The following is a 21,191-nucleotide window of genomic DNA, read 5'->3' as shown; positions in this document are numbered from 1 at the left end:
AGTAGAACATGGCAGCGGCCGGGACCGGTCCGGCGCTGCCATCCGCACTGGACAAGAGCGAGGCGAATGATGCGAGACGCGAAATCGTTGGGCGCGGCCGAGCTGCGCGCGGCGCGGTCCGAGAGCCGCGCCTTGTTCTGGGCAGTGGGTATCTTCAGCCTGATCGTCAACCTACTGATGCTGACCGGCCCGCTCTACATGATGAATGTCTACGACCGGGTGCTGGGATCGCGCTCGATCGCGACGCTGGTCGCCCTGTCGATCCTCGTGGCCTTCCTCTATGCAATGATGGGCCTGCTCGACATGGTGCGCGGCCGGGTGATGAGCCGGATCGCGGCGCGGTTCCAGGCGCGGCTTGACGCGCGGGTCTTCGCCGCCGCGCTCAATGCCAGCACCGGCAACCGGGCCCGGGCCGAGGCGGCGACCGCCCAGCGCGATCTCGAATCGGTGCAGCGGCTGCTCGCTTCGCCGGCGCTGATGGCCAGCTTCGACCTGCCCTTCGCGCCGGTGTTCTTCTTCGGCATCTTCCTGTTCCACCCGATGCTGGGCTTCTTGGGCTTGGGCGGCGCGGTGGTGCTGATCATCCTGGCCTTGGCCAACCAGATGATGAGCCGCAAGCAGCTCGAGGAATCGAACGCCACCAGCTTCCGATCCGAGCAGCTCGGCAACCAGATCCGCCAGGACGCTGACATGGTGCAGGCGCTGGGGATGCGTGGCGCCTCCTTCGGCCGCTGGAATGAGGCCCGCGCACGCTCGCTCGTGGCCTCGATCGGCGCGACCGACACCGGCGGCGGCTTCTCGGCGGTGATCAAGGCGTTCCGGCTGCTGCTGCAATCGGCGATGCTCGGCCTCGGCGCCTATCTGGTGCTGCAAGGGCTGATGTCGCCTGGCGCAATGATTGCCGGTTCGATCCTGCTCGGCCGGGCGCTGGCCCCGGTCGAGATGATCGTCAACCAGTGGCCCTCCTTCCAGCGCGCCCGCGAGGGCTGGTCCCGGCTGGCGGTGCTTCTGGGCGAGGTCCGCCCCGACGAGCCGCGCACGGCCCTGCCCCGCCCCAAGGCCCGGCTGAGCTGCGAGCAGGTCACCGTGCTGCCCCCGGGCGAGAGCCAGGCTGCGCTGCGCATGGTCAGCTTCCGGCTCGAGCCCGGCCAGGCGGTCGGCGTGATCGGCCCGTCCGGCGCCGGCAAGTCGACGCTGGCGCGCGCCGTGACCGGCCTGTGGCGCCCGGCGGCGGGCAAGATCCGCCTCGATGGCGCCAGCCTCGACCAGTACGATCCCGACGTGCTGGGCAGCTATGTCGGCTATCTGCCGCAGCAGGTCACGCTGTTCGACGGCACCATCAAGGAAAACATCGCCCGCATGTCGCTGTCGCCCGACGACGCCGAAGTGGTCCGCGCCGCCAAGGCCGCCGCCGCGCATGAGATGATCCTCAAGCTGCCCGACGGCTACGATACGCTGGTCTCCTCCAAGGGCGGCCGCCTCTCTGGCGGACAGATCCAGCGGATCGGCCTGGCGCGCGCGCTCTATGGCGATCCGGTCATGCTGGTGCTCGACGAGCCTAACTCGAACCTCGACAACTCCGGCAGCATGGCGCTCAACCAGGCGATCCGGGATGCCAAGGCGGCCGGGAAATGCGTGCTGATCATGGCGCACCGCCCCGCCGCGATCGCCGAGTGCGACCTGATCCTGATGATCGAGAATGGCGGCAGACGCGCCTTCGGTCCCAAGGACGAGGTGCTGCGCGAAACCGTGCAGAACCACCGTGAGATCGCCGCCACCGGCGGCAAGGGCGGAGGCGTGTCCTGATGCGCAAACCCACCTCTCCCGCAGACGCCCCTTCGCTGTGGTCCGCGGCGCGACCTCTGGTCGCCGGCTTTCTTGCGCTGGCCGTGCTGCTCGGCGGCTTCGGCAGCTGGGCCGCGCTGAGCAACATCTCAGGCGCCGTGGTCGCCTCGGGACGGATCGAAGTCGAGAGCAACCGGCAGGTCGTGCAGCACCCCGATGGCGGCGTGGTCGCGGAAATCCTCGTCGACGAGGGTGACGAGGTCGAGGCCGGGCAGCTGCTGATCAAGCTCGACCCGGAGCAGCTGCGCAGCGAGCTCGCGGTGGTCGAGGGCCAGCTTCTCGAAGTTCTCGCGCGTCGGGCCCGGCTCGAGGCCGAACGCGACGGCCGCGAGGAACTCGAATTCCCGGAACTGCTGCTTGAGACCGACAACGAGGTCGCGCCCGAGCTGATGGAGGGCCAGCAGCGGCTGATCGAGGCGCTCCTCGAAAGCGAAGCGCAGCAGGCCGAGCAGCTGGCCCGCCAGCGCGAACAGATCGCCGACCAGATCGTCGGCATCGAAGCGCAGGAGGAGGCCACGGCACGGCAGCTCGAGCTGATCGAGGAAGAGTTAGGCGACCAGCAATCCCTGCTCGATCGCGGGCTGGCCCAGGCGACGCGGGTGCTGACGCTGCAGCGCGAGCAGGCCAACCTGCTCGGCCGTGTGGGCGAGCTGAAGGCCAGCAAGGCCCAGGCCGGCGGCCGCATCTCCGAGATCGAGATCGAGATTCTCAAGCTCGCCTCCTCGCGCCGGCAGGAGGCGATCAGCCAGCTGCGCGACCTGCAGTTCAACGAAATCGAGCTGTCGAACCGTCGCCGCTCCCTGCTGACACAGCTCGACCGGCTCGATATCCGCGCTCCGGTGAGCGGCATCGTCTACGGGCTCACGGTGTTCACGCCGCGCTCGGTAATCCGCCCGGCCGAGCCCGTGCTATACATCGTGCCGCAGGATCGGCCCCTGGTGATCGCGACCCAAGTGCAGCCGACCGATATCGACCAGCTGCATCTCGGGCAGGAGGTGGTCCTGCGACTGCCGGCTTTCGACCAGCGCCGCACCCCGGAACTGACCGGCGAGGTGGTGCAGATCTCGGCCGACGCCTTCGAGGATGAGGGCCGCGCGGTTTCCTTCTACCGCGCCGAAATCCGCCTTACCGAAGGCGAGATCGAAAAGCTGCCCGCGGATATGCGGCTGATCCCCGGCATGCCGGTCGAGGCGTTCATCCGGACCAGCGACCGCACCCCGCTGGCCTATTTCGTGAAACCGCTCTCGGACTACTTCGCCCGCGCCTTCCGCGAGGGCTGAAGCCCCCGGCGTTGCCCCCCCAGCGCGCGCAGGGTAGCTTGCGCGCAAACAGTCTAAGGGGACGGACATGCTGGATACGAAGAAGATCGAAGACGGGCTGGCACGGCTGGGGCTGACACTTCCCGAGGCGCCGAAGCCGGCGGCCAACTACGAACCCTTCGTGATCCATGACGGGCTGCTTTACGTGTCGGGACAGATTTCGGCCGGGCCGGACGGGCTGATCACCGGACGGCTGGGCGAGAACATGGACACCGAGGCGGGTGCCGCCGCCGCGCGCGCCTGCGCGCTCAGCATTCTGGCCCAGGCCCGCGCCGCCTGCGACGGCGATCTCGGCCGGATCGCGCGGCTGGTGAAGCTCACCGGCTTCGTGGCCTCGGAGCCCGGCTATACCGAGCAGCCCAAGGTGATCAACGGCGCCTCCGACCTGATGGTCGAGCTTTTGGGCGAGGCCGGGCGGCACGCGCGCTCGGCGGTCGGTGTCGCGGCGCTGCCGCTGGGCGTGGCGGTCGAGATCGAGGCCGTCTTCGCGCTCGCATGAGCCGGCCCGTCCCCGCCCTGCCGGCAGCCTTCCTCGATCGCCCGATCGCGCATCGCGGCCTGCACGGCGCGGGCCGCCCCGAGAATTCGCTCTCGGCGGTGCGCGCCGCGATCGAGGCGGGCTATGGCATCGAGATCGACATCCGCAGCTCCGCCGACGGCGAGGCGGTGGTCTTCCACGACCAGACGCTGGAGCGGCTGACAGGTGAGGTCGGCCCGGTGGTGGCGCGCAATGCCGAGGCGCTGCGCGGCATCGGGTTGTCCGGCAGCGACGACCGGATCCCGAGCTTGGGCGAGGTGCTCAACCTCGTCGCGGGCCGGGTGCCGCTGCTGATCGAGATCAAGGACCACGACGACACGCTCGGCCCCAATGTCGGCGCGGTCGAGGCCGCCGCCGCCCGCGCGCTCGACGGCTATGCGGGTCCGGTCGCAGTGATGTCGTTCAACCCGCATTCGGTCTCTGAGATGGCCCGCCTCGCCCCGGAACTGCCGCGCGGTCTCGTCACCTGCGACTTCGATCCGGCCGACTGGCCCGACCTGCCCCCGCGCCTCGCCGACCGGCTGCGCGGGATTCCCGATTTCGACAATCTCGGCGCCAGCTTCGTCAGCCACGACGCGGGTGATCTGGACACGCCGCGCATCGCGGAACTCAAGGCGCAGGGCGCCAAGATCCTGTGCTGGACCGTCCGCTCGCCCGAGGCCGAGACAGCGGCGCGACGCGTTGCCGACAACGTGACCTTCGAAGGCTACCTGCCGGGGCCAGCCGCCGCTTGACCCCGGCCGCGCCGGGCCCAACTCTGCCGCCATGAGCCAGACAGAGACGGACCCCGGCGCGGTGGTCGAGATCACCGCCCATGCCAGCCTGCGCGACATTCCCGCGGCCCAGTGGGATGGCTGCGCCGCCCCCGAGGCTGCCCATGGCGGCCGCCCGCGCGACCCCTTCACCACCCACCGCTTCCTCTCGGCGCTCGAACAGAGCGGCTCGGTCGGGCCGGGCACGGGCTGGCAGCCGCATTACCTCGCGGCCCGGCGGGATGGCGAGCTGATCGCCTGCGCCCCGCTCTACGCCAAGGGGCACAGCCAGGGCGAATACGTCTTCGACCATGCCTGGGCCGACGCCTATGAGCGCGCCGGCGGGCGCTACTATCCCAAGCTGCAGATCGCCGTGCCCTTCACCCCGGTGACGGGGCGGCGGTTCCTGACCCGCCCCGGCTTCGAGAGGGACGGCATGGCGGCGCTGGTGCAGGGCGCGGTGCAGCTGGCCTCGAACAACGAGATCTCCTCCCTGCACGCCACCTTCTGCACCGAGGCCGAAGCCGAGGCGGGCGAGGCGATGGGGCTGATGCGCCGCACCGGCCAGCAGTTCCACTGGATCGACGAGGGCTATGGCGATTTCGCGGGCTTTCTCGCCGCGCTCAGCTCGCGCAAGCGCAAGACCATCCGCAAGGAGCGTGAGGGCGCGCAGGCGGCTGGGTTGACCATCGAGTACCTGACCGGTGACGATCTGAAGCCGCATCACTGGGACGCGGTCTGGGCGTTCTATCAGGATACCGGGCGGCGCAAATGGGGATCGCCCTACCTCACCCGCGCCTTCTTCGAGATCGCGCACGAGACCCTGCGCGACGACATGCTGCTGATCCTGGCCTCGGACGAGGACCGCCCCGTGGCCGGCGCGCTCAACCTGATCGGGCGCGACACGCTCTTTGGCCGTTACTGGGGCGCGCTCGAACATCACCCCTTTCTGCATTTCGAGCTATGCTACTATCGCGCCATCGATTGGGCGCTCGCGCATGGGCTGCCCCGCGTCGAGGCGGGCGCGCAGGGCGAGCACAAGCTGGCGCGTGGATACCTGCCGGTGGCGACGCAGTCGCTGCACTGGATCGCGGATGCGGGCTTTCGCGATGCGGTGGCGCGCTATCTCGAGGCCGAGAGGGCCGCGGTGGACGAGGAGATCGAGGTGCTGACCGGCTACGGGCCGTTCCGGCGCACACGCATGGAGGACCAGGAATGACCGAGAGGCTCGACGAGGCGGGGCGCAAGACCCTCAAGGCCGCCGGCTGGCAGGCCGAGCCCGACCGCGACGCGGTGACCAAGACGTTTCGATTCTCAAGCTTTGTTGAAGCTTTCGGCTTCATGACTCGCTGCGCTCTCTGGGCCGAGAAGTTGAATCATCATCCCGAATGGTCCAACAGCTACCGCACCGTGACCGTCACGCTCACCACCCATGATGCGGACGGCCTGACCGAGCTGGATGCGAAGCTCGCGTCGAAGATGGACAAGCTGGCGGAGACCTGATGCAAGATTTTCTCAACACCGAGCTGTGGTCTGGCACCACGGTGGGCAGCCTGCTCACGCTCGAATTCCTCACCGCGATCCTGGGCGGGGCGCTGAGCGCGCTCTTCGTGCTCACCACCGGCTTCGTCATCGCCGGCTGGCTGTCGCGCCGGATCAAGGGGTTGGCCTCGCGTCATTCCAAGCTCGACCAGACGCTGTTCGACTTCCTGTCCAACATCGTCTGGTACGCGGTGGTGGGCTTCTCGGCGCTGATCGTGCTCAACACGCTGGGCGTCCGGACCACCTCGGTCGTGGCCGTCATCGGTGCCGCCGGTCTCGCCGTCGGCCTCGCGCTGCAGGGCACGCTGTCGAACGTCGCGGCGGGCGTGATGATCGTGCTGTTCCGGCCCTTCAAGCTCGGTGACTTCGTCGTCATCAACGGTCAGATGGGCACGGTAAAGTCGATCTCGCTCAACTACATCGAACTGGCGGATCTGCAGAATCTGCAGATCATCGTCCCCAACAGCCAGGTCTGGGGCAACACCATCGTCAGCTACTCGGCCAACCCGACGCGGCGCGTGCAATGGGTGTTCGGCGTCTCCTACGGCTCCAACCTCGCCCAGGCCGAGAAGGTCATCATGGACACGATCATGGCCGACCCGCGCGCGATGAAGGACCCCGAGCCCTTTATCCAGGTGAGCAATCTTGGCGATTTCTCGGTCGATTTCACCGTCCGCGTCTGGTGTGCGAACTCCGATGCCTGGGGGTTCCAGACCGACTGCACCCGCAGGGTCAAGGAAGCGCTGGACGAGGCCGGGATCGAGATCCCCTTCCCGACCCGGACGCTCTACGCCAACAAGCTCGCGGACGAGGACGGGGACGAGGCACGCCACGCCGCCGAATGAGCGGGACGCCACGCCGCGACAGGCACAGTATCGGATTGATGAAAGGGGGGCCGCGCCCCCCCCCCCTTTCGCATCGGGCTCAGAGCGCCTCGACCATGCTTTCACCGCCCGAAATATCGCAGGTGCCGGTCCCTTCCTCGGGATGCCAGACCTTGACCACCCCGTCCGCGGCCATCAGCGCGAAACGCTTGCAGCGGCGGATGAAACCGCGGTCGGGGTTGGAGAACTCCATCCCGATCGCCGAGACCCACTCGCAGCCCGGATCGCCCAACAGGGTGATTCCCGCCTCCGCTGCGCCGGTGGTCTCGCCCCAGGCCCTCATCACGAAGGGATCGTTGACCGCGATGCAAAGCACCTCGTCCACCCCTTTGGCGCGTAGCGCCTCCATCGAGCGGATGAAGCTCGGCACATGGGCGGTCGAGCACAGCCCCGTATAGGCCCCCGGCAAGCCGAAGATCACCACGCGGCGCCCCGCGAGGATCTCCTCCAGCGCCACCTTCTCGGGGCCCTCGGCCCCCATCCGCATCAGATTCGCCCCCGGCAGCCTGTCGCCCACACCGATCGTCATCGCCCTCTTCCCTTTCGCGATTGCGGTCGGGGTTCAGCGATATAGGTTGCCGCGGGTCAGCGGAAGAAGGAGCGCGCCCATGTCCCATGTCGTCGTGATCGGAGCCGGCCAGGCGGGTTCCTCCCTCGTGGGCAAGCTGCGCGCCGAAGGTTTCGAGGGGCGGATCACCCTGGTCGGCGCCGAAACCGCGCCCCCCTACCAGCGCCCGCCCCTCTCCAAGGCCTATCTGCTGGGGCAGATGGACAAGGAGCGGCTCTTCCTGCGGCCGCAGGCCTGGTATGGCGAGCACGGCATCGACCTGCGGCTCGGCGCCACGGCCACCGGTCTCGATCTCGCCGCGCGCGAAGTGACGCTCTCGGATGGCGAGACGCTCGGCTACGACCGGCTGGCACTGTGCACCGGCGCCCATCCGCGCCGCCTGCCCGCCGAGGTCGGCGGCGATCTCGCCGGGGTCTACACGATGCGCGATCTCGCCGATGCCGACGCGCTGGCACCCGAACTGGTGGAAGGACGCCGGCTGCTCGTGGTCGGTGGCGGCTATATCGGGCTCGAGGCCGCGGCGGTGGCCGCCAAGCGCGGGCTGAAGGTCACGGTGATTGAACAGGCCGCCCGCATCCTGGCGCGGGTCGCCGCGCCCGAAACGGCAACCTATTTTCGCGACCTGCATGCCAGCCACGGGGTCGAGATCCGCGAGGGCTGCGGCCTCGACCGGCTGCTGGGCGAGGACCGCGTGACCGGGGCCCGGCTGTCGGACGGCACCGAGATCGCCTGCGACTTTGCCATCGTCGGCGTCGGCGTGGCGCCGGGCACGGCGCTTGCCGAGCCCGCGGGCCTCGCCATCGAGAACGGCATCCGCTGCGACATCCACTGCCGGACCTCGGACGAGAACGTCTGGGCCGCCGGCGACTGCGCCTCGCTGTTGTGGGGCGACATGCGGATCCGGCTGGAGAGCGTCGGCAACGCCATCGACATGGCCGAGACGGCGGCGCTCAACATCATCGGACGCGGGGTCGAGTATCGGCCCCGCCCCTGGTTCTGGTCCGACCAGTACGACGTGAAGCTGCAGATCGCCGGGCTGAACGCGGGCTGGGACGCGGTGCATGTCCGCCCCGGCGAGACGCCCGCGCAGGCGTCGCACTGGTATTACCGGGGCGACAAGCTCATTGCCGTGGACGCGATGAACGACAGCCGCGCCTACATGGTCGGCAAGCGCCTGATCGAGGGGGGCAAATCGCCCGATCCCGCGCATGCGACCGATCCCGCCACCGAACTCAAGTCGTTGCTGAAATGAGGATCATCGCCGGCAGCCATCGCGGGATCGCTCTCGCGGCCCTGGGCAAGGGCGACGCGGGCGCGCATCTGCGGCCGACCGCCGACCGGGTGCGCGAGAGCCTGTTCAGCGCGCTGATGGGCGGGCGCTACGGCGACCCGATCGAAGGGGCACATGTGCTCGACCTCTTCGCGGGCACCGGTGCGCTCGGGCTCGAGGCGCTGTCGCGCGGCGCGGCTCGGGTCACGACGGTCGATGACGGGCGGGTGGCCGGTCGGCTGATCCGCGAGAACATCGCGAAGATGCGCGTGGCCGACCGGGTGACGCATCTGAAATGCGACGCGACCCGCCTGCCCGCCGCGACGGAGCCCGCCAGCCTCGTCTTTCTCGACCCGCCCTATGGCAAGGGTCTGGGCGGGCGGGCGCTGGCTTCGGCGCTGGCGCAGGGATGGATCGCGCCGGGCGCGCTGATCGTCTGGGAAGAGAGCGCGCCGCAGCCGGCGCCCGAGGGGTTCGACCCCCTCGACACGCGTCGCTACGGCGACACCCATGTCACGCTGCTGGAGCGGTCTCAGATATCCCAGGTGGGGTGAAACCGGTCGGCGGGCGACAGGGTGAAGATCTCGTTGCCCTGCGCGGTGATGCCGATCGAATGCTCGAACTGCGCCGAGAGCGACTTGTCGCGGGTCACGGCGGTCCAGTCGTCGCCCAGCACCTTGGTCTCGGGGCGGCCCAGATTCACCATCGGCTCGATGGTGAAGAACATCCCCTCCTCCAGCACCGGCCCGGTGCCGGGGCGGCCGTAATGCAGCACGTTTGGCGGCGCGTGGAACACCCGGCCCAGCCCGTGGCCGCAGAAGTCGCGCACCACCGACATGCGATTCTCCTCGACATAGCTCTGGATCGCGTGGCCGATGTCGCCGAAGGTGTTGCCCGGCTTCGCCGCGTCGATGCCGCGCATCAGCGCGTCATGGGTGACCTGGATCAGCCGCTCCGCCTTGCGGCCGAGCTTGCCCGCCACGTACATTCGGCTGGTGTCGCCATACCAGCCATCGACGATGACGGTGACGTCGACATTGAGAATGTCGCCGTCCTTGAGCTTCTTGTCGCCGGGAATGCCGTGGCACACCACGTGGTTGACCGAGATGCAGCTGGCGTGCTGGTAGCCCTTGTAGCCGATCGTCGCGCTCTTGGCCCCGGCCTGCTCGATCAGGTCGGTGATGAGGCGGTCGATCTCCGAGGTCCGCTGGCCCGGCACCACGTGCTCGGCGATGTCGTCGAGGATCGTCGCGGCCAGCCGGCCGGCACGGTTCATCCCCGCGAAATCCGCGAGATCGTGGATTCGGATGCCGTCACGCGTGAGGCGGCCCTTGCGTTCGTCGGCTACGGTCTCGTCCAATGTCGTCCCCTTTGCTCTGTCGCCCATGAAATAGGGCCTATCGACCGCGGAATCCACCCGCCTGCGTGGAAATGGGCCCCGCCGCGCCCTATACCTTGAGCCAGCCAAGGAGTGCCGCATGACCAACCCCACCGCCGCCATGCTCGTCATCGGGGACGAGATCCTCTCCGGCCGCACCCGCGACAGCAACCTGAACCACCTTGCCAAGGAGTTGACGCTGCGCGGCATCGACCTGTGCGAGGCGCGGGTGGTGGCCGACGATCACGACGCCATCGTCGGGGCGGTGCGGGCGCTTTCGGCCGCGCATGACCACCTGTTCACCTCGGGCGGGATCGGGCCGACCCATGACGACATCACCGCCCCCGCCGTCGCCGCCGCCTTCGGTCTCGAGGCGGGGGTGCGCGACGACGCGCGCGCCATCCTCGCCGCGCATTACGAGGCGCGCGGGGTCGAGCTGAACGCCGCGCGGCTGCGCATGGCGCGGATCCCCGAAGGCGCCACATTGATCGACAACCCGGTCAGCGCCGCGCCGGGCTTCAGCCTCGAGAACGTGCATGTCATGGCCGGCGTGCCGCGGATCTTCGAGGCGATGCTGGCGGGGCTCCTGCCGCGCATCCCCGGCGGCAAGCCGGTTCTGTCGCAGAGCCTGCGGATCGAGCGCGGCGAGGGCGACGTGGCCGAGGCGCTTTCCACGCTGGCGGCCGCGCATCCCGGCCTTGCCATCGGCTCCTATCCCTTCACCGAGAACGGCGTGTCCGGCACCAACATCGTGGTGCGCGGCGCCGACGGCGCCGAGGTCGAAGCCGCGCTGGTGGAGCTTTCCGCGCAATTTCCGGCGTGACGCCCGGCGCCGCCTTCGCGGCGCTCGCCGCCACATGGCCTGCTGCCGCCACCCGAGACCTCGGTCCGGTCCGGCTGCGCGACGGGGCCGGCGGGGGCAGCCGGGTCTCGGCGGCGACGTTCGAGGCGCCGTGGTGCCCGGGCGACATCACTGCCGCGGAAACCGCGATGCGCGCGCAAGGCCGGGCACCGCTGTTCATGCTGCGCCAAGGCGAGGAGGCGCTCGATGCGGAGCTGGCGGCGCGCGGCTATGAGGTAATGGACCCGACGCTGATCCTCGCCGCGCCGCTCACGACGCTAGATACCCGCTCTCCTGCGACAAGCTGGCCGCCCGACCCCGCGGAGCGGGCGCTCTGGGCGTCAGGCGGGATCGGCCCCGAACGGCTGGCGGTGATGGAACGTGCGCCCTCTCCCAAGGCGGTGCTGCACCTCGCGGATGGCTGCGCCTTCGTGGCGGCCCATGCCGGCACGGCGATGCTGCACGCGCTCGAGGTGGCGCCGGATGCGCGGCGGCGTGGGACCGGCCGGGCGCTGATGGCGATGGCGGCGGGCTGGGCGCGAGAGGCAGGGGCGCGCATGCTCGCGCTGGCGGTGACACAGGCCAACGCCCCGGCGCGCACGCTCTACGAACAACTCGGATTCGCGGAGATCACCTCCTATCATTACCGTCGCGCAAGAGGCTGAACGGAGACGTCATGGCATCGCATCATCACGGGCATGGTCACGGCCACGGGCATGGCCATCATCATGTCGATCTGGAGGCGGGCGACCGCCGGGTCGCCGGGGCGATCGCGGTCAATCTCGCGCTGACGCTGGCACAGATCGTAGGAGGCCTCGTCTCTGGCAGCCTCGCGCTGATCGCGGACGCGCTGCACAACCTGTCCGATGCGATGTCCCTCATCATCGCCTTCGCCGCCCGCAAGATCGCGCGACGTCCGGCGGATGCGGAGATGACCTTCGGCTATGGCCGGGCCGAGGTGGTGGCGGCGCTGGTCAATTACACCACGCTGATCCTGATCGGGCTCTATCTCGGCTACGAGGCGATCGCGCGGCTCTTTGCGCCCGAGCCGGTGGCGGGCTGGATCATGATCTGGATCGCGGGGCTGGCGCTGGTCGTCGATCTCGTCACGGCGGCTCTGACCTATTCTATGTCGAAGGACAGCGTGAACATCCGGGCGGCCTTCCTGCACAACCTCGCCGACGCGCTGGGCTCGGTCGCGGTGATCGTCGCCGGCGTCGCGGTGCTGGTCTTCGGCTGGGCTTGGGTGGATCCGGTGGTGACGCTCGGCATCGCCGGCTACATCCTGTGGATGTCGCTGGCGCAGATCGGCGGGGTGATCCGGATCCTGATGCTGGGTGCGCCGCCCGATCTCGATACCCGCGCCGTGCTCGGCCATCTGCGGGAGGTCGAGGGCGTCGCCTCGGTCCATCACGTCCATCTGTGGCAGATGCAGGAGAACGAGCCCGCGCTCGACGCTCATGTCGCGGTGCATGAGGGGCGCTGGTCCGAGGCCGACGCGATCAAGTCACGGATCAAGCGCTCGCTGAGCGAGCGCTTCGGCATCGGCCATGTCACGCTGGAAATGGAATGCGCGGCGCATGCCTGCCAGGGGGCCGAGGCGATCGGCCACGGATAGGAAAAGACGGCCCCCCGAAGGGGGCCGCGAGTGTCGAAAGCGGCGGGCAGGTGCCGCTTTCGCGGCTACCAGTGATCCGGGCCCTTCTCGGCGAAGGCCTGGACCAGGAAATCGATGAAGGCGCGCACCTTGGGCTGGGTGAAGCGGCCCGGCGGATAGACCGCGTAGATGCCCTGCGTCTCGGCCGGGAGGTTCGGGATCGCCTCCTCCACCAGCCCTTTCCTGAGCGCGTCGGCATAGAGGAAGGACGGCAGGTAGGCGATGCCCAGCCCGCCGATGCAGGCATTGAGCAGCGACTGCCCGTCATTGACAGTGAGCCAGCCGGCAGTGCGGACCTGCCGCTTTTCGCCCGACGGCGCCGTCAGCTTCCACACCGCGCCGTTGGCGGCGTTGGAGTAGTGCAGCAGCTTGTGCTCGTTGAGGTCGTCGATCCGCTGGGGCCGGCCGTATTTCTGGAAGTAGCCCGGCGCGGCGATCATCTTCTTGGTGGTCTCGGTCAACTTGCGGGCGCGCAGCGTGCTGTCCTCCAGCTCGCCGATCCGCACCGCCATGTCGAAACCTTCGGAGATCAGCTCCACGAAGCGGTTGTTGAGCACCATGTTGACAGTAATGTCGGGGAATTCCTGCAGGAAATCACCGAGCACCGGGCTCAGATGATTGACGCCGAAATCCGTGGCGACCGAGATCCGGAGCAGCCCCGAAGGGGCCGATTGCATCGAGGTGACGAGCGCGTCGGCCTCGCCCGCATCGTTGAGCACGCGCCGCGCCCGGTCGTAATAAGCCAGGCCGATCTCCGTCGGGCTGACGCGCCGGGTGGTGCGGTTGAGCAGCCGTGCGCCCAGCCGCGCCTCGAGCGAGGACACATGCTTGGACACGGCGGATTTGGAGATCCCCATCTTGCGGGCCGCGTCGGTGAACCCGCCTTGGTCCACCACCGTGGCAAAGGCTTCCATCTCTGTCAGCCGGTCCATGCCCGCCCTCCACGCTCATCATTGATCCGAGCTTCTGTGTGACGCCGGATTCGGGCATGATTGGGTCAGGCGCCTGACAATAAAGCGGTTTGCCACGGACCGATGCGCCTGCGGAAACAGCTAGAGCCGCGCCGCCAAACGCGTGCCCTGATCGATCGCGCGCTTGGCATCAAGCTCGGCCGCGACCTCGGCACCGCCGATCACATGCGTCTCCACCCCGCGCGCGGCCAGCGCGTCGGCCGGGCCGCGCACGCTTTCCTGCCCGGCGCAGAGCACGATGGTATCGGCCTCGATCAGCCGCGGCCCCTCGGGCGTCGTGACGTGCAGCCCCTGCGCATCGATCCGGTCATAGGTCACCCCGCCGAGCATCTCGACCGCGCGCATCTGCAGCCCGGCCCGGTGCACCCAGCCGGTGGTCTTGCCCAGCCGCTTGCCCAGCTTCTCGGCCTTGCGCTGCAACAGCGTGACGCGGCGGATCGCAGGCTCGGGACACGGTCCGTCGGGCGCCAGTCCGCCGCGCGCTTCCCACGGCGTGGTGACGCCCCATTCGGCGCGCCAGGCGGCGGTGTCCAGCGTGCTGCTGTCGCCGGTCACGAGATACTCGGCCACGTCGAAGCCGATGCCGCCCGCCCCGACCACCGCGACGCGCGGACCTGCCTGGGCACGGCCCGAGAGCAGATCGGCATAGGAGATCACGTTCGGCCCCTCCTGCCCCGGGATGCCGGGATCGCGCGGCCGGACGCCGGTAGCGATCACCACCGCGTCGAAGCCCGCGAGATCCTCCGCCCCGGGCGCCTGCCCCAGCCGCAGCTCGACCGCGCTGGCCGCAACCTCGGCCTCGAACCAGTCGAGCAGGCCGCGAAACTCCTCCTTGCCCGGAATCGCGGCAGCATAGTGAAGCTGGCCGCCAATCCGCTCCGACGCCTCGAACAAGGTTACCGCGTGGCCACGCTCCGCCGCCGCCAGCGCCGTGGCGAGACCGGCGGGACCGGCACCAACCACCGCGACGCGGCGCGGGGTCTCCGTCGGGGCCAGCACCAATTCGGTTTCGTGGCAGGCGCGCGGGTTGACGAGACAGCTCGTCAACTTGCCCGAGAAGGTGTGGTCGAGGCAGGCCTGGTTGCAGGCGATGCAGGGCGCGATCCGCGCCGCTTCCCCCCGCGCCGCCTTGGCCACGAAATCCGGATCGGCGAGGAAGGGCCGCGCCATGGAGATCATGTCGGCCTGCCCAGAAACGAGGATGCGCTCGGCCATCTCGGGGGTATTGATCCGGTTCGAGGCGATCACCGGCACCGAAACCTCGGGGCGCAACCGCGCGGTCAGGTCCGCGAAGGCGGCGCGCGGCACCGAGGTCACGATGGTCGGCACCCGCGCCTCGTGCCAGCCGATCCCGGTGTTGAGCACGTCGGCCCCGGCCTCGGTCACCGCCCGGGCGAGCGCCACGACCTCGGACCAATCCTGCCCCTCGGGCACCAGATCGATGAGCGAAATGCGATAGATCAACAGCCGTTCGGGGCCCAGCGCGGCACGGACGCGGCGCACCACCTCGACCGGCAGGCGCATCCGGTTCTCGAGACTGCCGCCCCAGCGATCCTCGCGGCGATTGGTGCGCGGCGCGAGGAACTGGTTGAGGAAATACCCCTCGGACCCCATCACCTCGACGCCGTCATAACCCGCCTCCACGGACCGCGCCGCGGCGGTGGCGATGTCGGAGATCTGCTTCTCGATGCCCTCCTCGTCGAGCGCGGTGGGGGTGAAGGCGCTGATCGGCGCGCGGATCGCCGAGGGTGCGACGCAGTGCTTGGAATAGGCGTAGCGTCCGGCATGCAGGATCTGCATCGCGATGCGCCCGCCTTCGGCATGCACCGCGCGCGTGACGCGGGCGTGATTGGCGATGTCGTCCTCGGTGAACAGCCCTGCAGCGCCGGGATAGACCCCGCCCTCGCGGTTGGGCGCCATGCCCCCCGTCACGATCATCCCCGCGCCGCCGCGGGCGCGTGCGGCGTAGAAGGCGGCGACCCGGTCCCAATCGCCGGTCTCCTCCAGCCCGGTATGCATCGAGCCCATCAGGACCCGATTGGGCAGGGTCACGGGGCCGAGCGTGATCGGCGACAGAAGCTGCGGGTATCGGGACATTCGGGCCTCCTTCTCGGCGGTCAGATTGTCCAGACTTGACGCGCACGTCACCCCCGACGCGACGTCAGCCTAGAGCGACCGCGCCGCGTCAAAACTGCGCCCGGAACCTGCGGGCGATCACGAGGTCATTGATCGCGATCACCGGGGGCAGAGGCGCCTCGAAGATCAGGTCGATCCACCCGGCTTCGACGCGGCCGGGAGCGGTTTCGAGTGCCCAGAGGTCGAACTCGGTGCCGGTGGGCCCGGTCTCGGGCAGGCCGCGCAGCATCTTCTCGAGATTCGGCCCCTGTCGCAGATTGAGCCGGGCAAAGGCGCGCGGCAGGCCGGCCGCACCGAAATCGACGTCGATCCCGAGCAGGTGGTGCCGGCCCAGCCCCTCGATGAAGGGCTGCGGCAAGGCGATGGCAAGGCTCAGGAACCCGCCATCGAAGCCCTCCTGACGCAACTCCAGCGGCCGCGGCCCTTCCGGGTGGGCGGGGCCGGAGGACAGGTTGACCGCGCCGGAGGTGGCGTCATGGAACAGCCGCACGCCCTCGGCCAGATCGGCGCCGTTGCCAGGCGAGGCGGGCAGGCCGCCATCGACCCAAGGGGCCGGACGCCAGGCCCGATCGGCGCCGGGCAGGCGCGGCGTCGAAAGGCTCGACGCCGCAGCTTCCGGGGTCGGGCGGCGGCGCCCGATCAGACGCATCCGCCCTGCCCCGTCACTGGTCCATGTAGACGTGGCTCTCGCCCTCGGCGCCGGGATGGGTCACCGCGCCCTTGCGGGCCGAGCCCACGAGCTGCGCGTATTTCCACAGCGCGCCGGCGGTGTAGTCGTTGGTGCGCGGGCCTTTCCACGCGCCCTTGCGCTCGGCCAGCTCGGCATCCGACAGGTCGACCGAGATCTCGCCCTTGATGGCGTCGATGGTGATCATGTCGCCGGTCTTCAGGAGCGCGATCGGCCCGCCATGCGCGGCTTCGGGGCCGACATGACCCACGCAGAAGCCGCGCGTCGCGCCCGAGAAGCGGCCGTCGGTGATCAGCGCGACCTTCTTGCCCATGCCCTGCCCCGAGAGCGCGGCGGTGGTCGAGAGCATCTCGCGCATGCCGGGACCGCCGGCCGGGCCCTCGTTGCGGATGACGATCACGTCGCCCTCGGCGTATTCGCGCTTGCGCACCGCCTCGAAGGCCTCTTCTTCACATTCGAAGACGCGCGCCGGGCCGGTGAAGACCTGGTCCTCGGCGGCCATGCCCGCGACCTTCACGATCGCGCCGTCGGGGGCGAGGTTGCCCTTGAGGCCCACCACGCCGCCGGTGGGCGTGATCGGCTTCGCCACGGTGTGGATCACCCGGCCGTCCGCCTCGCGGTCGATCCGTTCGAGCTCTTCGCCCAGCGAGCGGCCCGAGGCGGTGATGCAGTCCTCGTGGAGGAGCTTGGCCTTGCGCAGCTCCTTCATCACCACCGGCACGCCGCCGGCCTCGTGCAGGTCCTTGGCGACGTATTCCCCGCCCGGTCGCAGGTTCACGAAATAGGGAGTGTCGCGGAAGATGTCGCAGATATCGAGCAGGTCGAAATCGATCCCGGCCTCATGCGCGATGGCCGGCAGGTGCAGGCCGGCATTGGTCGAACCGCCGGTGCAGGCGACGACCCGCGCCGCGTTCTCGAGGCTCTGTTGGGTGACGATGTCGCGCGCGCGGATGTTCTTCTCGATCAGATGCATCACTGCCTGGCCGGAGAAATCGCCGTACTGGTCGCGGCTCTCATAGGGCGCCGGCGCCCCGGAGGAGTTGAGCAGCGCGAGGCCGATCGCCTCGGAGACGCAGGCCATGGTGTTGGCGGTGTACTGGCCGCCGCAGGCGCCAGCCGAGGGGCAGGCCACGCGCTCGAGGATCGCGAGTTCGGCGTCGGTCATGTTGCCGGCCGCGTGCTGGCCCACGGCCTCGAACACGTCCTGGACCACGACGTCCTTGCCGTTGAGCTTGCCCGGCAGGATCGAGCCGCCATAGATGAACACCGACGGCACGTTCAGGCGGACCATCGCCATCATCATGCCCGGCAGCGACTTGTCGCAGCCCGCGAGGCCCACGAGCGCGTCGTAGCAATGCCCCCGCATGGTCAGCTCGACCGTGTCGGCGATCGCGTCGCGCGAGGCGAGCGAGGAGCGCATGCCCTCATGGCCCATGGCGATGCCGTCGGTGACGGTGATGGTGGTGAATTCGCGCGGCGTGCCGCCGGCCTTCTTCACGCCCATCTTCACCGACTGCGCCTGACGATTGAGCGCGATGTTGCAGGGCGCGGCCTCGTTCCAGCAGGTGGCGACGCCGACCCAAGGCTGGTGGATCTCCTCCTCGGAGATGCCCATGGCATAGAAGTAGCTCCGGTGCGGCGCGCGCTCGGGCCCTTCGGTCACGTGGCGGCTGGGCAGTTTCGTCTTGTCGAAACGGGCGTTCTGCATGGGGCTGTCCCTTCCCGGAGTTGGCTGGGGGCAAGGGATAGTCGCCCCCTCTCCCGACGGCAAGGCGGCTCGCGACCTAGGCCCGCGCCATTCGCGCCCAAGGTGGAGACAGCCGGCCCCTCGGTCCGAATTGCAATCCGCCGCGCCGGGGCGTATCCCCGACACCGACCCGACGCGCCCGGAGCAGCAAGATGAACTGGATTTCCAACTACGTCCGTCCGCGGATCAACTCGATCTTCTCGCGCCGCGAGGTGCCCGAGAACCTGTGGACCAAGTGCGACGAATGCGGGACGATGCTGTTCCACCGCGAGTTGGCCGACAATCTCAACGTCTGCACCAATTGCGGGCACCACATGGCGATCACCCCGCGCGAGCGCTTCAAGGCGCTGTTCGACGGCGGCGTGTTCTCCGAGGTCAAGGTGCCCGAGCCGATCGCCGATCCGCTCAACTTCCGCGACCAGAAGAAATACGTCGACCGGATCAAGGAAGCCCGCCGCAAGACCTCCGAGAAGGAGGCGATGCTGGTGGCCGAGGGCGAGATCGGTCGCACCAAGATCGTCGCCGCCGGGCAGGACTTCTCCTTCATGGCCGGCTCCATGGGCATGTATGTCGGCAACGCGATCATCGCGGCGGCCGAGCGAGCGGTGAAGCTGAAATGCCCGCTGGTGCTGTTCTCCGCCGCCGGTGGCGCGCGGATGCAGGAGGGGATCCTGTCGCTGATGCAGATGCCGCGCACCACGGTCGCGGTGGAGATGCTGAAAGAGGCCGGCCTGCCCTATATCGTGGTGCTGACCCATCCCACCACGGGCGGCGTCACCGCCTCCTACGCGATGCTGGGCGACGTGCAGATCGCCGAACCGAACGCGCTGATCTGCTTCGCCGGTCCGCGGGTGATCGAGCAGACGATCCGCGAAAAGCTTCCCGAGGGATTCCAGCGCGCGGAGTACCTGCTCGACCACGGCATGCTCGACCGTGTGACGCCGCGCGGCAAGCTGCGCGACGAGCTGATCGGCATCACCCGCATGCTGATGGGGATGGAGCCCGCGGTGATGGGCGACCTGCCCGCCCCCGCGACGCCGGAGCCGGCGGCGGCCAAGGAGGCCGTGGCCACCAAGGGCGAGAAGGCCGAGACCCCGGCCGCCCAGCCCGCCCCTGCCGCGCCCAAGGCGGAGACGCCCAAGAAATGAGCGCCGGGGCCGGCTCCGACGCGATCCTCGCGCGGATGATGACGCTGCACCCCAAGGTCATTGATTTGACCCTCGACCGGGTGTGGCGGCTTCTCGCGGCGCTGGATCACCCGGAGCGGCGGCTGCCATCGGTCATCCATCTCGCGGGCACCAACGGCAAGGGCTCGACCCAGGCGATGATCCGGGCCGGGCTCGAGGCTTCGGGCGACAGGGTCCACGCCTATACCTCGCCGCATCTGGCGCGTTTCCACGAGCGCATCCGGCTGGCGGGCACGCTGATTTCCGAAGAGGCGCTGACCGCGCTGCTCGACCGGACCCATGCCGCCAACGGCCCCGACCCGATCACCTATTTCGAGATCACCACCGCAGCGGCGCTGTTGGCCTTTGCCGAGACGCCGGCCGAGTGGACCTTGCTGGAGACCGGCCTCGGCGGCCGTCTCGACGCCACCAACGTGGTCGAGCGCCCGGCGCTCACGGTGATCACGCCGATCGACCTCGACCACCAGCAATATCTGGGCGAGACGCTGCCGGAGATCGCGGGCGAGAAGGCCGGCATCCTCAAGCGCGGAGTGCCCTGCGTGGTCGCCCCCCAGCACGAGGCGGCGCTCGAGGTGATCGAGGCGCGCGCCGCGCGGCTTGGCGCCCCGCTGATGGCGCATGGCCAGCATTGGCACGTCACCACCGAGGCCGGGCGGCTGATCTATCAGGACGAGCGCGGCCTGCTGGACCTGCCGCTGCCGCGGCTGATGGGGCCGCACCAGATCGTCAACGCCGGCACCGCGATCGCCGCGCTCCGCGCGTTGGGCCGGGACGAGGCGGCGGCGGAGGCCGCGCTGACCCGCGCCGAATGGCCGGCCCGGATGCAGAGGCTGCGGCATGGCCCGCTGGTCGATCTGGCGGGTGAAGCCGAGCTCTGGCTCGATGGCGGGCACAACCCGGCGGCGGGCGAAGCTCTGGCCCGAACCCTGGCGGCGATGCCGGACCGGCCCGTGCACCTGATCTGCGGCATGCTCAACACCAAGGATATCGCGGGCTACCTGCGGCCGCTCGCAGGCGTGGCGCAGAGCCTGAGCGCCGTCTCGATTCCCGGAGAGGCGAACACCATTCCTGCCGCCGAGACCGCGCGGGCGGCACGCTCGGCCGGCTTCGCGACGGTGGAGGAGGCTTCCGACGTCGTGGCGGCCGTGGAAGCGATCACCCGCGACGGCACCCGGCCCCGCATCCTGATCTGCGGCTCGCTCTACCTCGCGGGCCACGTTCTGCGCGAAAACGGATGAGGCTCTGGCCGGCGCTCTTCGCGGCGCTGGCAGCCGCTCCGGCGCAGGCGGTCGAGCTGCAGTTCTGCTGGCGCGGCGCGGCGGGCTACAGCATGACCGGGCTGATGCGCTTTCCCGATGTGCTGCGCGACGCCGCGCTGGTGACGCAGGACGACATCACCGCCTTCGAGATCACCGGCTGGCGGCATGGCGAGCGGCTCGGCCACTGGAGCCTCGAGGCGCTCGGCCCGGACACCTCGTGGCTGCTGAGCTTCGATCCGATCGCCATGCGATTCCCGATGACCGGCATCGGCGTGTTCCAGGCCTGGAACGCCGGGGGCGCGGTCGATGACTGTGGCTCGCCGGGATTCGGCTTCAACGCCGGCAATGGTGGGCAGGATGTCTGCGTCGACGGCCGATTCGTCACCGAATCGACGATTCCCTGGGAGACGCCGCTCTACGCCGGAACCACGCCCGTCACCCCCGCTTGCGACGGCGCGCCGAAGCTGTCCGGGACGTACCCCCTCCGCACGCCGCCAGCGCCTACCTGACAAGGCTCGCAGGTGCTTGCGCATCGCCTAGGGGACGAAAGCGACCTCGTAACCGTCGGTTTATGACGTCACGAAACTTCGCGCCGTGGTTGACCAGAAA

At 69.3% G+C, this 21,191-nt stretch carries 21 protein-coding genes; 15 read left to right on the top strand and 6 right to left on the bottom strand.

What is annotated here, in order from left to right; genetic code table 11:
- Positions 1–66: 66 nt before the first annotated feature.
- From FHS00_RS05420 to FHS00_RS05390, 7 genes are all read left to right on the top strand, one after another.
- The gene (locus tag FHS00_RS05420) at positions 67–1,806 is read left to right on the top strand and encodes a type I secretion system permease/ATPase (protein ID WP_183470572.1); all 1,740 of its coding nucleotides are present in this window, start codon (positions 67–69) and stop codon (positions 1,804–1,806) included.
- Positions 1,806–3,125, top strand: a complete 1,320-nt coding sequence (locus tag FHS00_RS05415) for an HlyD family type I secretion periplasmic adaptor subunit (RefSeq protein WP_183470570.1) — start codon at positions 1,806–1,808, stop codon at positions 3,123–3,125. Before FHS00_RS05420 ends, FHS00_RS05415 begins: the two co-directional genes overlap by 1 nt.
- A 67-nt stretch (positions 3,126–3,192) precedes the next feature.
- On the top strand, positions 3,193–3,663 hold the full coding sequence (locus FHS00_RS05410; RefSeq protein WP_183470568.1) for a RidA family protein: 471 nt from the start codon (positions 3,193–3,195) through the stop codon (positions 3,661–3,663).
- Complete coding sequence (locus FHS00_RS05405) at positions 3,660–4,436, top strand: glycerophosphodiester phosphodiesterase family protein (RefSeq protein WP_183470566.1); 777 nt, start codon at positions 3,660–3,662, stop codon at positions 4,434–4,436. Before FHS00_RS05410 ends, FHS00_RS05405 begins: the two co-directional genes overlap by 4 nt.
- A gap of 31 nt (positions 4,437–4,467) precedes the next feature.
- The gene (locus tag FHS00_RS05400; protein WP_183470564.1) at positions 4,468–5,673 is read left to right on the top strand and encodes a GNAT family N-acetyltransferase; all 1,206 of its coding nucleotides are present in this window, start codon (positions 4,468–4,470) and stop codon (positions 5,671–5,673) included.
- The gene (locus FHS00_RS05395; protein WP_183470562.1) at positions 5,670–5,957 is read left to right on the top strand and encodes a 4a-hydroxytetrahydrobiopterin dehydratase; all 288 of its coding nucleotides are present in this window, start codon (positions 5,670–5,672) and stop codon (positions 5,955–5,957) included. Before FHS00_RS05400 ends, FHS00_RS05395 begins: the two co-directional genes overlap by 4 nt.
- Complete coding sequence (locus FHS00_RS05390) at positions 5,957–6,841, top strand: mechanosensitive ion channel family protein (RefSeq protein WP_183470560.1); 885 nt, start codon at positions 5,957–5,959, stop codon at positions 6,839–6,841. The genes FHS00_RS05395 and FHS00_RS05390 overlap by 1 nt, the downstream gene beginning before the upstream one ends.
- 79 nt (positions 6,842–6,920) lie before the next feature.
- Here the strand turns inward: FHS00_RS05390 and FHS00_RS05385 are convergent, their stop codons facing one another.
- A complete protein-coding gene (locus FHS00_RS05385; RefSeq protein ID WP_183470558.1) occupies positions 6,921–7,409 on the bottom strand; it encodes a peroxiredoxin in 489 nt (162 codons plus the stop codon).
- 79 nt (positions 7,410–7,488) lie between these two features.
- Between FHS00_RS05385 and FHS00_RS05380 the strand changes: the two genes are divergently transcribed.
- The gene (locus tag FHS00_RS05380) at positions 7,489–8,700 is read left to right on the top strand and encodes an NAD(P)/FAD-dependent oxidoreductase (protein ID WP_183470556.1); all 1,212 of its coding nucleotides are present in this window, start codon (positions 7,489–7,491) and stop codon (positions 8,698–8,700) included.
- On the top strand, positions 8,697–9,272 hold the full coding sequence (gene rsmD / locus FHS00_RS05375) for a 16S rRNA (guanine(966)-N(2))-methyltransferase RsmD (RefSeq protein ID WP_183470554.1): 576 nt from the start codon (positions 8,697–8,699) through the stop codon (positions 9,270–9,272). The genes FHS00_RS05380 and rsmD overlap by 4 nt, the downstream gene beginning before the upstream one ends.
- Here rsmD and map read toward each other — a convergent pair.
- Positions 9,251–10,105, bottom strand: a complete 855-nt coding sequence (gene map, locus FHS00_RS05370) for a type I methionyl aminopeptidase (protein ID WP_183470552.1) — start codon at positions 10,103–10,105, stop codon at positions 9,251–9,253. The genes rsmD and map overlap by 22 nt on opposite strands.
- A gap of 91 nt (positions 10,106–10,196) precedes the next feature.
- On the opposite strand from map, the gene FHS00_RS05365 reads away from it, so the two are divergent.
- From FHS00_RS05365 to FHS00_RS05355, 3 genes are read left to right on the top strand one after another with little or no spacing between them, the layout of a single operon-like run.
- Positions 10,197–10,919, top strand: coding sequence for a competence/damage-inducible protein A (locus tag FHS00_RS05365; protein ID WP_183470550.1), 723 nt, complete (start codon positions 10,197–10,199; stop codon positions 10,917–10,919).
- Positions 10,916–11,602: a GNAT family N-acetyltransferase gene (locus FHS00_RS05360; RefSeq protein WP_183470548.1), complete on the top strand. Its 687-nt coding sequence runs from the start codon at positions 10,916–10,918 to the stop codon at positions 11,600–11,602. Before FHS00_RS05365 ends, FHS00_RS05360 begins: the two co-directional genes overlap by 4 nt.
- An 11-nt stretch (positions 11,603–11,613) precedes the next feature.
- Positions 11,614–12,555 carry a cation diffusion facilitator family transporter gene (locus FHS00_RS05355; protein ID WP_183470546.1) on the top strand — a complete coding sequence of 314 codons (942 nt, stop codon included), beginning with the start codon at positions 11,614–11,616 and terminating at the stop codon, positions 12,553–12,555.
- A gap of 65 nt (positions 12,556–12,620) precedes the next feature.
- On the opposite strand, the gene FHS00_RS05350 is transcribed toward FHS00_RS05355, so the two are convergent.
- The 4 genes from FHS00_RS05350 to ilvD form a co-directional block, all read right to left on the bottom strand.
- Entirely contained in the window at positions 12,621–13,526 is a 906-nt protein-coding gene (locus FHS00_RS05350; protein WP_183470544.1) for a LysR family transcriptional regulator, read from the bottom strand.
- Positions 13,527–13,646: 120 nt separating this feature from the next.
- Positions 13,647–15,662 (bottom strand): FAD-dependent oxidoreductase, encoded by a 2,016-nt coding sequence (locus FHS00_RS05345; protein ID WP_183470542.1) that lies wholly within the window; start codon positions 15,660–15,662, stop codon positions 13,647–13,649.
- Positions 15,663–15,750: 88 nt separating this feature from the next.
- Entirely contained in the window at positions 15,751–16,350 is a 600-nt protein-coding gene (locus FHS00_RS05340) for a DUF6478 family protein (protein WP_183470540.1), read from the bottom strand.
- A gap of 13 nt (positions 16,351–16,363) precedes the next feature.
- A complete protein-coding gene (gene ilvD, locus FHS00_RS05335) occupies positions 16,364–18,097 on the bottom strand; it encodes a dihydroxy-acid dehydratase (protein ID WP_183470538.1) in 1,734 nt (577 codons plus the stop codon).
- Between the two features lie 191 nt (positions 18,098–18,288).
- Between ilvD and accD the strand changes: the two genes are divergently transcribed.
- The 3 genes from accD to FHS00_RS05320 are packed head-to-tail and all read left to right on the top strand — an operon-like array spanning position 18,289 to position 21,091.
- Positions 18,289–19,284, top strand: a complete 996-nt coding sequence (gene accD / locus FHS00_RS05330) for an acetyl-CoA carboxylase, carboxyltransferase subunit beta (RefSeq protein ID WP_183470536.1) — start codon at positions 18,289–18,291, stop codon at positions 19,282–19,284.
- A complete protein-coding gene (locus tag FHS00_RS05325; protein ID WP_183470534.1) occupies positions 19,281–20,561 on the top strand; it encodes a bifunctional folylpolyglutamate synthase/dihydrofolate synthase in 1,281 nt (426 codons plus the stop codon). The genes accD and FHS00_RS05325 overlap by 4 nt, the downstream gene beginning before the upstream one ends.
- Positions 20,558–21,091, top strand: coding sequence for a hypothetical protein (locus FHS00_RS05320; protein ID WP_183470532.1), 534 nt, complete (start codon positions 20,558–20,560; stop codon positions 21,089–21,091). The genes FHS00_RS05325 and FHS00_RS05320 overlap by 4 nt, the downstream gene beginning before the upstream one ends.
- The last annotated feature ends 100 nt before the right edge of the window (positions 21,092–21,191 follow it).

The organism is Limimaricola variabilis, assembly GCF_014195545.1.
Lineage (GTDB): Bacteria > Pseudomonadota > Alphaproteobacteria > Rhodobacterales > Rhodobacteraceae > Limimaricola > Limimaricola variabilis.
Note: the sequence above shows the minus strand (reverse complement) of the source record. Positions and strands in the feature narration are given on the sequence as shown.

Excerpts from the sequence above, each read along its gene's own strand:
- FHS00_RS05420 (WP_183470572.1), top strand. The coding sequence starts at position 67 with ATGATGCGAGACGCGAAATCGTTGGGCGCGGCCGAGCTGCGCGCGGCG.
- FHS00_RS05415 (WP_183470570.1), top strand. The coding sequence starts at position 1,806 with ATGCGCAAACCCACCTCTCCCGCAGACGCCCCTTCGCTGTGGTCCGCG.
- FHS00_RS05410 (WP_183470568.1), top strand. The coding sequence starts at position 3,193 with ATGCTGGATACGAAGAAGATCGAAGACGGGCTGGCACGGCTGGGGCTG.
- FHS00_RS05405 (WP_183470566.1), top strand. The coding sequence starts at position 3,660 with ATGAGCCGGCCCGTCCCCGCCCTGCCGGCAGCCTTCCTCGATCGCCCG.
- FHS00_RS05400 (WP_183470564.1), top strand. The coding sequence starts at position 4,468 with ATGAGCCAGACAGAGACGGACCCCGGCGCGGTGGTCGAGATCACCGCC.
- FHS00_RS05395 (WP_183470562.1), top strand. The coding sequence starts at position 5,670 with ATGACCGAGAGGCTCGACGAGGCGGGGCGCAAGACCCTCAAGGCCGCC.
- FHS00_RS05390 (WP_183470560.1), top strand. The coding sequence starts at position 5,957 with ATGCAAGATTTTCTCAACACCGAGCTGTGGTCTGGCACCACGGTGGGC.
- FHS00_RS05385 (WP_183470558.1), bottom strand. The coding sequence starts at position 7,409 with ATGACGATCGGTGTGGGCGACAGGCTGCCGGGGGCGAATCTGATGCGG.
- FHS00_RS05380 (WP_183470556.1), top strand. The coding sequence starts at position 7,489 with ATGTCCCATGTCGTCGTGATCGGAGCCGGCCAGGCGGGTTCCTCCCTC.
- rsmD (WP_183470554.1), top strand. The coding sequence starts at position 8,697 with ATGAGGATCATCGCCGGCAGCCATCGCGGGATCGCTCTCGCGGCCCTG.
- map (WP_183470552.1), bottom strand. The coding sequence starts at position 10,105 with ATGGGCGACAGAGCAAAGGGGACGACATTGGACGAGACCGTAGCCGAC.
- FHS00_RS05365 (WP_183470550.1), top strand. The coding sequence starts at position 10,197 with ATGACCAACCCCACCGCCGCCATGCTCGTCATCGGGGACGAGATCCTC.
- FHS00_RS05355 (WP_183470546.1), top strand. The coding sequence starts at position 11,614 with ATGGCATCGCATCATCACGGGCATGGTCACGGCCACGGGCATGGCCAT.
- FHS00_RS05350 (WP_183470544.1), bottom strand. The coding sequence starts at position 13,526 with ATGGACCGGCTGACAGAGATGGAAGCCTTTGCCACGGTGGTGGACCAA.
- FHS00_RS05345 (WP_183470542.1), bottom strand. The coding sequence starts at position 15,662 with ATGTCCCGATACCCGCAGCTTCTGTCGCCGATCACGCTCGGCCCCGTG.
- FHS00_RS05340 (WP_183470540.1), bottom strand. The coding sequence starts at position 16,350 with ATGCGTCTGATCGGGCGCCGCCGCCCGACCCCGGAAGCTGCGGCGTCG.
- ilvD (WP_183470538.1), bottom strand. The coding sequence starts at position 18,097 with ATGCAGAACGCCCGTTTCGACAAGACGAAACTGCCCAGCCGCCACGTG.
- accD (WP_183470536.1), top strand. The coding sequence starts at position 18,289 with ATGAACTGGATTTCCAACTACGTCCGTCCGCGGATCAACTCGATCTTC.
- FHS00_RS05325 (WP_183470534.1), top strand. The coding sequence starts at position 19,281 with ATGAGCGCCGGGGCCGGCTCCGACGCGATCCTCGCGCGGATGATGACG.
- FHS00_RS05320 (WP_183470532.1), top strand. The coding sequence starts at position 20,558 with ATGAGGCTCTGGCCGGCGCTCTTCGCGGCGCTGGCAGCCGCTCCGGCG.